Raw genomic sequence first — 11,967 nt, forward strand, 5'->3', positions numbered from 1 at the left:
GACTCGGCGATCAAAAAGATCAAGGGGTTGAATGAGTCACGTATCTTGTTCTTACGGGCGATCATGCACGAATTGCGCACACCCATCACAAAGGGCATTATCGTGGCAGAGATGGTGGATAACCCCTTGCAAAAAGAACGCTTGTTGCGTACCTTTCAACGCTTGAACACCTTGATTGAACAATTCGCGCGCATCGAACAACTCTCGTCTAAGAATTACAAGGTTGCTAAGGACATGTTCATGATGGACCAACTCCTAGAGCGGGTGGAAAGTATGCTATTGCTAGAACACAATCACACGTCCATCCATGCCGATGTACCCAACTGCGCCTTCCATACCGATTTTGACCTCTTTGCCTTGGTATTAAAAAATCTCTTAGACAACGCGCTCAAATATAGCCCAGACAAGCAAGCCCATGTCAAGATCACAGGAAAGGATTTAGTTGTCTCCAATCAAGGGCAACCCATGCGCGAAGAGCTTACCCACTACTTCAAGCCCTATTTCCAACAGGAGAGTCAAAGCGATGGGCATGGCTTTGGCTTGGGGATGTATATTATCAAGACTGCCCTTGATACTCTAGGCTTTACCCTCACCTATGCCCATAGCGAGGGGGTGAATTTTTTCAGCATTGAGAATTGTGTTCTCAAGGAATTCAAATCTATATTTTCCACTCAAGAATAGTTAAAGGATTTGCATGTTCAAACGCTTCAGACGCTTACGCACTCATGAGGTTTTACGCGATCTCGTGCGCGAAACTCGCCTGCACCCAAAGGACTTCATCACCCCCCTCTTTGTGCGCGAAGGGCAAGGGATTGAGCGCCCCATTGCTTCCATGCCCGGAATTGCCCAGATGAGTGTGGATGTGTTGTTGAGGGAATGCGCTGTGTTACAAACTCTAGGTTTGCAGAGTGTGCTGTTATTTGGAATTCCCAGCTACAAAGACGCGCAAGGAAGCGCAGCTCTAGATGATAGCCATATTGTCGCCCAAGCCACGCGCGCCATTAAAACACAATTCCCTCACATGTGCGTGATCGCCGATCTGTGTTGTTGTGAATATACCGACCATGGGCATTGTGGAGTGCTTAAAGACAACCAAGTGGATAACGATGCGACTTTGGAATTGCTGGGCCAACAGGCCTTGGTGCTAGCCCAAAGTGGCGTGGATATGCTAGCCCCTAGCGCGATGATGGATGGCATGGTGATGCACTTGCGGCATGTACTAGATAACCATGACTTTAGCATGTTGCCCATCATGAGCTATTCTAGTAAATTTGCTAGCCATTATTACACGCCTTTTAGAGATGCGGCCGCTAGTGCGCCTAGCTTTGGGGATCGCAAGGGCTATCAGATGGATTATGCCAACCGCAGGGAGGCAATTTCAGAAAGTGTCAATGACGCTTCAGAGGGCGCGGATATTTTGATGGTCAAGCCTGCGCTGGCCTATCTAGACATCGTGCGCGCGATCAAAGAGCGCACTCTTCTACCCCTTGCCCTGTACAATGTCAGCGGGGAATATGCCATGTTTAAATTGGCCCAAGCTCATAATTTGATGGACTATCCAAGTGTGCTTTTGGAGACCATGGTCAGTTTTAAACGCGCAGGCGCAGACATCATCATCAGCTACCATGCCAAAGAAGTCGCACAATTCTTACAAAAGGAGAATCATGGGACGTGCCTTTGAGTACAGGCGAGCAGCTAAGGAAAAACGTTGGGACAAGATGAGCAAGGTCTTTCCTAAGCTCGCCAAAGCTATCACCCTAGCGGCTAAAGCCGGAAGCGATCCAGCTAGCAATGCCAAATTGCGCACAGCTATTTTAAATGCCAAAGCCCAAAACATGCCTAAGGACAATATTGAGGCGGCCATCAAGCGTGCCAGCAGCAAAGAGGGGCAACTGGTAGAAGTGAGTTATGAAGGCAAGGCTAATTATGGGGTTTTGCTATTTATGGAATGCATGACAGACAATCCCACTAGGACCATTGCTAATTTGAAGAGTTACTTCAATAAAAGCCCGGGGGCTAGCATTGTACCTAATGGATCGCTAGAATTCATGTTTTCTCGAAAGAGTATCTTAGAGGGCGCGCTAGCAGATTTGCAGACTCTAGGACTTAGTCTAGAGGATATAGAACTTGGCTTGATCGATTATGGTTTAGAAAGCCTAGAGCAAGATGAGGAACGTTTTTTTGCCATCGGGGACTATCAAGATTTCAAACAATTGAGCGATGGGTTTGAAGCCTTGCAATTGCCTCTCTACAAAGCGTCTTTGCAACGCCTCCCCACCACGCCCATTAGTCTCAGTTCTGAGGCGTTAGCCGAAATTGAAAAGCTCCTAGATCGCCTTGAAGAAGATGAGGATGTGATTGCGCTTTATAGTAATATCGAGGCGTGATTAGTCTTTCATTTAAGCGTCTGTTTTAAGGTCAGCGTATGCTAGAGTTTCTCTATATTAAAAGCCCTCAATGTCCTAACTTGCCCCTGCACGATCACATTGAGGTTTTAGACAGGGTGGATTCAAGCCTAGAATGCGTGGTTTCTAATGTGCCCTTGCAGGGGGCTAAGAGGGTGGGCAGGGAGATCAATTTTTTGCTAGAAAATAGCGCCCAAAGCCCCCTAGAACTCGCCCAAAGCCTCTCTTTACTCTATGAAGTCCACGGCCTGCAATTTGATTTTGACTCCACCAAGCACACCCCCACGCCGGAGGGCACTTTTAGCGAATTCTTTAGCTATAACAAGGAGATTTGCCAATACCACCAGCGGCGCGTAGAGTGTTGTGGCAAATGCAGCGAAGTTTGCCCCACTCAAGCGATCACTAAATTAGACCCCCAAATCGCTCTAGATCAAGGCTTAGAGTGTGAAGACAACCGCCATTTGCTCATCAAGCACCAAGCTTGTATTGATTGTGGCCAGTGTATTAGCGTGTGTCCTAGTGGGAGTTTGAGTTATGCTAGTTTTAGCTTGGAGTGCATGCAGGAGGTGGCTAAACTCTATAGGGGTTATATCCCCCTGCTCTTAGATCACAAAGCAGATTTACCCCTCACTCCCCTTAAAAAAGAGGTTTTGCCCCTCTGTGTCAATCTGAATATCTTAGAGCAAGTCGCCCTACTCACGCTATTACAAGAGAGTGGGAGTCAAATTGTACTCTATGCTCCCCAAGATTTGGGCGTGGGCACTTTGGAGAGCATCGCCTTGCTCAATGGCATTTACGCCCAACTCTACCAAGAAGAAGCGATCTTGCTAGCTAGCGATCTTGCTAGCTTACAAGCGTGCTTGCAGCGCGCCAAGTGTTTAGAATCCACCCACTTCACCCCCCCCACTATCCCCGCACGCACCAAACGCGATCTATTCGCCCAACGCCTCCAGCACGCCATAGGGCAGGGAGATTATGGGCGCGTGCCCTCAGCGAGTTTTATCCGCTATGGGCACATAGAGATCAACTCTAATTGCACCCTCTGTCTCTCTTGTGTGGGGGCGTGCAATACCAATGCCTTGAGCATTGATGGCAATACCTACACCCTTTTGTTTAACCCCAGTCTGTGCACCACATGCGGGTATTGCGAGGCGACCTGCCCTGAAAAAGATTGTTTGCATTTAGAGCGCGATGGGATCGCGCTAAACCCCTCTTACTTCACGCCCAAAATCATGGCGCAAGATAGCTTGTTTGGCTGTAAAATGTGTGGCAAGCCCATTGGGACCACTAAGAGCGTGCAAAAGATCGCCCAAATGATGATCCCTAGATTTCAAGGCGATGCGCGCAGAATCGCCACTCTATACGCCTGCCCAGATTGCAAGGTCAAGATCATGCTAGAAGACATGCTAGACATCAACTCCATTTTCAAATGACATCTATAGACCCTAATCTCATTTACGCGCGCGCGATCTACTACCGCCTATGGCATTACATGGTGGTGTTTGTGCACACGCAAGGCGTGTTTAGCGAATTAAAAGCCCTAGTGGCGCATTTAAAAAACTTCCCCTTTGATGTGAGTAGCGCGCAGGCGTGGCAGGAGTTTGACACTTTTTTAGCGCGGGGCTTGCAAGCCTTTGAGGCGGAGCAAAACGCCGTGTTGTTTGCCCCTGGGGAGGTGTTTGTGCCCTTAAGCGCGTCCTACTATCTAGAGGGCCAAGACAATGGCAAGAAACGCCTAGAGGCGATAGACATTTTAAAGCAATCCGGACTGCAACTAGAAAGCCACACGATCACAAGCCCGGTAGCTGAGGACGATTTGGCGTTTTTAACCTTAATGATGAACGCTTTCTTGCAACAAATGCTAGAAGATCCCGCCCTTTTTAGCTTGCATGAAAAACTCTTTAAGAATTTTTTTCATCTCTTTGGCGATGCCTTTATCAAGGCCATCGCCACGCATAAAAAAAGTGTTTGTTATCAAAACTGCGCTACAATCCTAGGTGCATTTATCCAACATGAAAGGTTGTATTTCAACCTTATCTCGCACTAGGAGCTTGCATGCAGACAAATCAAAGGCGTAATGCTCTAAAGGCTTTGGGAGTGCTGGGGGCAGGGGCGTTGGCCAGCCAAAGCCTGCTAGCGACCATGCCACAAAGACGCTTCCCAGACACAGATGACGGCAGTCATGGCGTGGTGGTGGGCAAGAGCAATAAAAAAGAAATTCTCTACCATAAAACCCCCGCTTGGGAGATTTTCTACAAAAGCGTGTGGTAGTTTGAGAAAGGAGGTAACATGGGAAATTTAAGTCGGCGTTCTTTCTTAAAGATGGGCGCAATTGGGGCAGGCGCGGGCGCAAGCCTAGCCTTTGCCAACACCAAAGCTAGCAAAAAAGAGAGCGTGATCGACCCTAATGAGGGGGTTAAACGGGTTAAAACCATTTGTAGCATTTGCTCGGCTGGCTGTGGGATCATCGCTGAGGTCAAAGACGGGGTGTGGATTCGCCAAGATGTTGCCCAAGACCACCCCATTAGCGCGGGTAGCCACTGCTGTAAGGGTGTGGATCAAATTGACTTGGTCAAGTCCAAAATGCGCCTAAAATACCCACTCAAACGCGAGGGCGGGCAGTGGAAGCGTATCAGCTATGAGCAAGCCATTGATGAGATTAGCAAGAAGATGATCGCCATGCGCGAAAAGTATGGCCCTGATAGCATGATGTTTCTAGGCAGTGCGAAGATGAATTCGCAACAAGCCTACTACTGGCGTAAGTTTGCCGCCTTCTATGGGACAAACAATATAGACCATGTAGCCCGCATTTGACACAGCACCACAGTCGCCGGTGTGGCGAATACATGGGGGTATGGTGCGATGACAAACCACTTTGGGGACATTGTCGGGCATTCTAAAGCGATCATGATGGTGGGCTTGAACACGGCGGTGAGCAACCCGATCGGCTTTAAGCACTTCTTGCAAGCCAAGGATCGCAACAACGCGAAATTGATTGTGATCGATCCGGTCTTTACCAAGAGCGCGGCTAAGGCAGATATTTATGTGCGGATTCGCTCAGGCACGGACATTGCCTTCATTTATGGCATGTTGCACTTGATCTTTAAGCATGGCTGGGAGGATAAGGAGGTCATTAAAAACCAAGCCTATGGGATCGATGCGATCAAAAAAGAGGCGCTCAAATACACTCCCGAAGTGGTCGAAGACATCACGGGCGTGCCCAAAGACTTGTTGATTCAAACCACGCGCGTTTTTGCCACAGCCAAGCCGGCCACTTTGGGTTGGGCTTTGGGGATCACCCAGCATAGCGTGGGCAGTGGGAACACGCGCATGCTCTCCATTTTGCAATTAGTCCTAGGCAACATGGGCAAAAAGGGCGGGGGTTGTAATATTGTGCGCGGGCATGACAATGTGCAGGGGGCCACGGACATGGCATGTCTGGCCGACAATTTGCCCGGTTATTATGGCTTGAGTGAGCCTAGTTGGCGTTATTATGCCAAGTGCTGGGGGGTGAGCTTTGAGAGTTTGCAAAAACGCTTCTTTGCGTCCGAATGGATGCACAAAAAGGGCTTTAGCGTGTCGCTCTGGCATGAGGGCGTACTGCAAGAGGCCAAGACCCACTCTAGCGCGCCCATTAAAGGGCTGTGGGTACAGGGCAATGGGGTGAGCTCTTTGGCGCACAATATCAAAATGGCGCAGGCCATTGAGAAATTGGATTTGATGGTGATTGCCGAACCCTTCTTGAACGAGGCGGCGATTTTGAGCGACAAGCCGGACGGCGTGTATGTCTTGCCCATCGCCACGCAATTTGAGTGCGAGGGGATTGTGGTCGCCACGAATCGGGCTGCCCAGTGGCGATCCCAAGTGGTTAAACCCTTGTATGAAGCCAAGCAGGACCACGAGTTGATGTTTGAAATGGCCAAGAAGTTTGGCTTTTATGAAGAGTACACCAAAGCCCTGCTCTGTGATTTTGATAAAAACGGGGATTTGGTGCAGGTCAGAAAGAGCTTTAGCTGGCCCGAAGACGCCACCCGTGAGATCGCACGCACAGTGAAGATCATCGGGCTTGGGGGCTGGACTCCCGAGCGGCTCAAAGCCCAGCAAGAAAATTGGCACATGTTTGACTACATCAGCCAAGAGGGGCATGGACCCATGAAAGGGCAGTACTATGGCTTGCCATGGCCGGCTTGGACAGAAAAACACCCCGGCACGCCTATTTTATACGACATTAGCACCCCCACCAAAGAGGGAGGTATGGGCTTTAGGGCGCGCTTTGGCGAAGAGCGCGATGGGCAAAGCTTGCTAGCCGATAAGAGCGTTACCATTAAAGGTTCGGCGATCAAGGGTGGCTACCCTGAAATCACTAAGGCCAACATTGAAAAGGTGCTAGGAATCAAGCTCACCGAGCATGAAAAGGCCATTATGGGGGATAACTGGAAGGTGGACACCAGCGGGCTCATCCAAAAGAAATGCGATGAAAAGGGCGTGTGCGTCTATGGCAACGCGCGCGCGCGCGCCATTGTGTGGAACTTCTTAGATCAAATCCCCGTGCATAGAGAGCCCATCCACTCTCCCCGTCCCGATTTGGTGAAAAAATACCCGGCCATTAAAGACCAGGTGAATAATTTTAGGGTGGATGTGCGCTTTGCAAGCGAACAAAGCAAGCAAGATTGGGCTAAAGAGTTTCCCATTGTGATCGCTTCTATGCGCTTGGTGAATTTGAGCGGAGCGGGCATGTTAGAGCGCACTAGCAAGTATCTATCCCACATCACGCCCGAGATGTTTTGCCACATCCATCCGGATTTGGCGCTCAACCACGGGATCAAAGATGGCGCGATGATGTGGATACACTCCCCTGAGGGGACTAAGATTAAAGTCAAGGCGATCTTTAGTTACTCGGTTACGCCCGATCGCATTTGCATGCCCTATAGCTTTGCGGGGGTCTTGCAGGGCGTGGATGTGAGTCATCGCTATCCTGAGGGCACTAAGCCCTACACGATGGGAGAGAGCTCCAATACGATCACCAACTACGGCTTTGATCCGGTCACCCAAATCCCTGAATTTAATGCCGGTTTGTGCCGCATTGAGAAGGCTTAAGGAGAGAACATGGCAAATATCGCGCCTAGCAAACAAATCCCAAACGCCAACCGCATGAAGTTTTATTGCGATGACAACCGCTGCATTAGCTGTTTTGCTTGTAGCGTGGCGTGTTCGCACTCCAATGAGCTAGAAGTGGGCTTGAATCGGCGTAAGGTCATCACCCTTTATGAGGGTGTGGAGGGCAAAGAAAAGTCTATTTCCATTGCCTGCCAGCACTGCACGGACGCGCCCTGCGCGCAGGTCTGCCCGGTGGATTGCTTTTACATCCGCGAAGATGGCATCGTCTTGCACGATAAAGAAACCTGTATTGGGTGTGGGTATTGCTTATATGCCTGTCCCTTTGGCGCGCCCCAATTCCCTAGAGATGGAGCCTTTGGCGTGCGCGGCGTGATGGATAAATGCACCATGTGCGCTGGGGGCCCCGCGCCCACCCACTCCAAAAAAGAAATGGAGCTTTATGGGGTCAATCGGATCGCCAGCGGGCAAGTGCCCATGTGTGCGGCAACTTGTTCGACCAACGCGCTGTTAGTGGGCGATGCGCTCAGTATCGCCGATATTTATAGACGGCGCGTCATGGCCAAATACGCCAACGCCCAAGACTACCAAACCAAAGCCGCGCACCAATTAGAGGGCGCGACACCTTAAGGGGGGGCTGATGAAAAAGCTTGTGCTTTTAATGTGGGCTGTTGCGGGCTTAAACGCGCAGAGCACGCCCCTCGATCAAGAGCGCATTTTAGGCATTCTGCCCTATGGGCAAACCCAAACCGGCCAACTCGGTCAGCTTTGGACGCTTTGGCAGGGGCATTATTTTATGTGGCTGTTCTTGGGGGTGGTCTTGGGTGTGTGCTTGGGCTTTTTAGTGCATTATTTAGTCATTGGCCCCAAGCAGTTTAAGCACAGCGGGCAGAAAATCCCTTTCTTCACACTCTTTAATCGCATCATCCACTGGATCGCTGGGGTTTCCTTTATTTTGCTCGTACCCACAGGACTCATTATGATCTTTGGGGATTTCTTTGGCGGAGGGGCGTTTGTGCGCTTTTGCCGCATTGCACACAGCGTGGGCTGTGTGATCTTCATGGTGGCCGTCTTGCCCATGCTCTTCATGTGGCTTAAGGACATGATCTTAAGTCTAGCGGACTTTAAATGGCTCATCATCATGGGCGGGTATTTGAGCAAGGAGCACAAGCCAGTGCCCGCTTATAAGTTCAACGCCGGGCAAAAAACTTGGTTTTGGATTGCCACTTTGGGCGGGCTGGTGATGATTGCTAGCGGGGGGGTTTTATACTTTAACACCGCGGATTTGAGCGCGATCGCGGACTTTTTTGGGCTTTATCAAATCTCTTTGTTGCGCTTGAGCGCCCTTGTACATAACTTCTTTGGGCTTGTCTTGGTGGGCTTTTTCATTGTGCATATTTATATGTCCTTGTTTGCCATCAAGGGGTCTTTACAATCCATGATCGATGGGAATAAAGCAGAAGAAGAAGTCAAGGTGTTGCATAGTTTGTATTATCAAGAAAAGTTGAGGGCTTGATGCTGGGCAAAAGGCAGGTTTGGGAGGTGCTACCGGGGAGGTGGTTTCAGTGGGTTTTAGAACACTCGCAAGTGTTCTAATGTTCTTCCTTTTTCACCTTGCCTTTTAACCCCCAAAACACCAACACCGCCGCCACATTAGCCACAGCCAGAAAGATGATGGCAAACAATAAAATGTAGTCGTGATTAGAAGACATATTGGGGTAAAAATGCTTGCCTAAGGTCTTTGCGCCCTCCACAATGGGGGTGATCAAAATCCATGCCACAAACCCGGAGAACAACGCGCTCATGCTATGCCAGGATAGAAAGATAGCCCTTTGTGTTTCAGGGGCTTGAGATTGCCAATAGGCTAGATCGATGGCTTCAACAACCACTTCTAGGACGCTATAAAGGATTAAAAAGGGGACGATCGCCCAAAAATTGATGGGCAAAACTTTAGCCAGCACCAACACAAAGGCGATGATGAGTATAAGGCCTTGAGAGAGGTTTAGCAAGAGTAGCGCGCGCACCTTGCGCTCCACATTGCCAATGGCTGAGATGATGAAGCTCCCCAGCAAAGACCCCCCTGTGAGCAAGCCTATTAAAAGCCCGGTAACCTCAGAAGAAAAGAGATCGATGCTCACGGGTAAAATGATTTTACCCGCGATCCCAGCAAAGATACTCACAATGAGAGCAAAGAGGGCATAAGCAAAAATGGAGTGGGATCGCAAAATCTTAACCCCCCCCAAAAAAGAGGCGCTGGGGGTTGGGGCTATTAGTTTTGAACCGCTATTCTTAGCCCATAGCCAATCTATGCAACACAAAAAGGAAAGCAACGAACACCCTAGCTGGATCAAGGCCAGATTGGCAATCCCCAAGGGTTTTAATAAAACCCCCGCTAGAATGGGGGCGATGAGAGTGGCGCTATAATAGGACGCTTTGATCAAACCATTGACTCGTTCGTAATTCTTAGAGGTGGCAAAGGACATTTGTATGCTCTTGCTTGCTGGTCCTAGCAACGCCCCCCCCCACGCCGTGAATCACAAGGATCAAAATTAGAAAATAAAAATTCATCTGTGCTTTTAAGATGAGATATTGCGCAATACTTGTGGGGATCAAACAGAGATGAAAGATTTGCACGCTGAATTTGGGGTTATAACGCTCCGTGAGCGCACCCACTTTGGGCAAAAAGGGCAGAGCAACTAGAGAAGAGAACATCATAAAAAAACCCAGCTGGCGAATTGGGCGATGGAGCCCGAGCTTTCATAAACCCATAACATCAGCCCTACGCTAAGGATAGAAGCCCCTAGGGCGTAGATGAAGATAGAGAGAAGATAGCGCGCTAACATCTCTCTAAGGCCTGTTGCATTAAATCTTGCATGGACTTCTTGTGCCCGCGCCCTGCGGCCACAAAGAAGGCAGGGAGGGTTTTTTGCAGGTCAAGATGTAGTCCCTGGGCGATGAGGGTTTCTATAAAAGCTCCAGTAACCCAACCCTGCAACCCCATAGCCCCTAAGACCATCTGCAAAGTTTGTGCAAAATGCCCTACTTCCATATGCATGACTTTATAATTCCTCACAGTGGTGTATTTCCATAAAAAAACGCTGCACATCTACTACCAAGAAAATACCAAAACTGCAATTCTCTGCAAAGAACTGCCCGGACAACATTTTGGCTAATTCTGTATGGCTTGGGGCAATGCCCTGTTTGCACAAAACATGGTTGAGGCCATCATAGTAATACACCCCTGCTTCCAAATCTTGCACAGAAAAAGCCACGATATAGGCTTGTACGCATTGCAAGGCACCTGCTGATGCAGAGGTGCGCCGAAAAAATGGGGCGCATTCTTGTTCATCTTCTGTGCGATGAAAACCCCCAAAGACACAAAAGAGCAAAGAGCTCAAGTCTTGCAACGAGGTAGAATGAGGGGTAAATTCGCGCACAGCGTGGCGCGATCTGAGAACATGTAAAAAGCTCACCGTGTCTAGTTGCCCCAACTCAGGCGAAGGCAAGTGAAAAATCGTATCGGGAGTAAAATCCTGCATCGATAAAAGCGGTGGCAAAGGAGGTAATGGCTCGCTGGCCTGTTTATCCAAGTAGACCTGCGCAAATTCTTTTTTAGACAAGTTGGAAATAGCCAGCAAGAGGTCTTGATTGGCTTGGTGGAAAAAATCTGTCAGCGGGTTATCAAAGCACTTGAGCGCAGAATCAGGCTCCTTGTCATGCAAAACCCCCGCCTCTAACAGGGGTTCACAATGTTCATCCCTCCACAGCGGATCCTTTGCGTATTGTAGCAAAGATTCCAAAAGGGCAACGTCTGTGATCTCATATTCCATCTTGTTGGACACATGTAACAGATGGGGGACACCACCCCTAAAATAGATTACCACATCCTCAGAGAGGAACATCTACAAACTCCCATCACGACACTTTGCCACACCAAAAATTGATGTCTCTTATGCCCGCTACAACATCTCTATGATTAGTAAATGTCTTATGAACAACTTTCATTTTCTTAATCTCCTTTCTGCATTGTCTTGCCAGTTTAACGCAGAAAAGTTTGTCTTGATATTAAAGGGTAGAAATTAATGATCACAAACGAGAAAAATGTTACATTTCCGCTCGATTTTAGTGTACTTTTTTAAACGCATAAATAACCCTCCCAAATCCCCCCCCACCACCCCCAAACAAATCCCATGCAACACCACCAACTCTCATAGACAAGCACGCTAGCTAAGACATTCGCCCCAAAGACACACAGACCATTAAGTCCTTGTAGGCGTAGTTTATGATCAGATTTAATAGCATTCACTAACACCAGACTAAGCCAAAAGGCTAAAAACTAACACTATAAGGCGTTTTCTTACTACTTTATTCGATCCCAGATCGACCATGAAAATTTCCAAACCCAGATTCGCCACCAGCAGTTTGTAACCACCATCAACCAAGTGTT

13 protein-coding genes are annotated in these 11,967 nt (G+C 48.8%); 9 read left to right on the plus strand and 4 right to left on the minus strand.

Annotated features, from left to right (window positions below):
- The 9 genes from EAO38_RS07810 to EAO38_RS07855 form a co-directional block, all read left to right on the plus strand.
- On the plus strand, positions 1-681 hold a 681-nt coding region (locus tag EAO38_RS07810), incomplete at its 5' end, for an ArsS family sensor histidine kinase (protein WP_235852581.1).
- Positions 682-694: 13 nt separating this feature from the next.
- A complete protein-coding gene (gene hemB / locus EAO38_RS07815) occupies positions 695-1,681 on the plus strand; it encodes a porphobilinogen synthase (protein ID WP_121022667.1) in 987 nt (328 codons plus the stop codon).
- Positions 1,665-2,387: a YebC/PmpR family DNA-binding transcriptional regulator gene (locus EAO38_RS07820; protein ID WP_121022669.1), complete on the plus strand. Its 723-nt coding sequence runs from the start codon at positions 1,665-1,667 to the stop codon at positions 2,385-2,387. The genes hemB and EAO38_RS07820 overlap by 17 nt, the downstream gene beginning before the upstream one ends.
- A 38-nt stretch (positions 2,388-2,425) precedes the next feature.
- Positions 2,426-3,838 carry a 4Fe-4S dicluster domain-containing protein gene (locus tag EAO38_RS07825; RefSeq protein ID WP_121022671.1) on the plus strand — a complete coding sequence of 471 codons (1,413 nt, stop codon included), beginning with the start codon at positions 2,426-2,428 and terminating at the stop codon, positions 3,836-3,838.
- On the plus strand, positions 3,835-4,452 hold the full coding sequence (locus EAO38_RS07830; protein ID WP_121022673.1) for a molecular chaperone TorD family protein: 618 nt from the start codon (positions 3,835-3,837) through the stop codon (positions 4,450-4,452). Before EAO38_RS07825 ends, EAO38_RS07830 begins: the two co-directional genes overlap by 4 nt.
- An 8-nt stretch (positions 4,453-4,460) precedes the next feature.
- Positions 4,461-4,676 (plus strand): hypothetical protein, encoded by a 216-nt coding sequence (locus tag EAO38_RS07835; protein ID WP_121022675.1) that lies wholly within the window; start codon positions 4,461-4,463, stop codon positions 4,674-4,676.
- An 18-nt stretch (positions 4,677-4,694) separates the two neighbouring features.
- Positions 4,695-7,502: a formate dehydrogenase subunit alpha gene (locus EAO38_RS07845; RefSeq protein ID WP_268877832.1), complete on the plus strand. Its 2,808-nt coding sequence runs from the start codon at positions 4,695-4,697 to the stop codon at positions 7,500-7,502.
- A 9-nt stretch (positions 7,503-7,511) separates the two neighbouring features.
- Positions 7,512-8,150 carry a formate dehydrogenase FDH3 subunit beta gene (fdh3B, locus tag EAO38_RS07850; protein ID WP_121022681.1) on the plus strand — a complete coding sequence of 213 codons (639 nt, stop codon included), beginning with the start codon at positions 7,512-7,514 and terminating at the stop codon, positions 8,148-8,150.
- A 10-nt stretch (positions 8,151-8,160) separates the two neighbouring features.
- Entirely contained in the window at positions 8,161-9,036 is an 876-nt protein-coding gene (locus EAO38_RS07855) for a formate dehydrogenase subunit gamma (protein WP_121022683.1), read from the plus strand.
- A 76-nt stretch (positions 9,037-9,112) separates the two neighbouring features.
- Here EAO38_RS07855 and EAO38_RS07860 read toward each other — a convergent pair whose 3' ends face one another.
- The 4 genes from EAO38_RS07860 to EAO38_RS07875 all read right to left on the minus strand — a co-directional run bounded on the left by EAO38_RS07860 (position 9,113) and on the right by EAO38_RS07875 (position 11,242).
- On the minus strand, positions 9,113-10,003 hold the full coding sequence (locus tag EAO38_RS07860; protein WP_121022685.1) for an MFS transporter: 891 nt from the start codon (positions 10,001-10,003) through the stop codon (positions 9,113-9,115).
- Positions 9,984-10,235: a hypothetical protein gene (locus EAO38_RS07865; RefSeq protein WP_121022688.1), complete on the minus strand. Its 252-nt coding sequence runs from the start codon at positions 10,233-10,235 to the stop codon at positions 9,984-9,986. The genes EAO38_RS07860 and EAO38_RS07865 overlap by 20 nt, the downstream gene beginning before the upstream one ends.
- Positions 10,236-10,356: 121 nt before the next feature.
- A complete protein-coding gene (locus tag EAO38_RS07870; protein ID WP_162982739.1) occupies positions 10,357-10,575 on the minus strand; it encodes a nitroreductase family protein in 219 nt (72 codons plus the stop codon).
- Positions 10,576-10,579: 4 nt separating this feature from the next.
- Complete coding sequence (locus tag EAO38_RS07875; protein WP_162982740.1) at positions 10,580-11,242, minus strand: SagB/ThcOx family dehydrogenase; 663 nt, start codon at positions 11,240-11,242, stop codon at positions 10,580-10,582.
- Positions 11,243-11,967: the final 725 nt, after the last annotated feature.

The sequence above is a fragment of the Helicobacter vulpis genome, from assembly GCF_003660395.1.
Lineage (GTDB): Bacteria > Campylobacterota > Campylobacteria > Campylobacterales > Helicobacteraceae > Helicobacter > Helicobacter vulpis.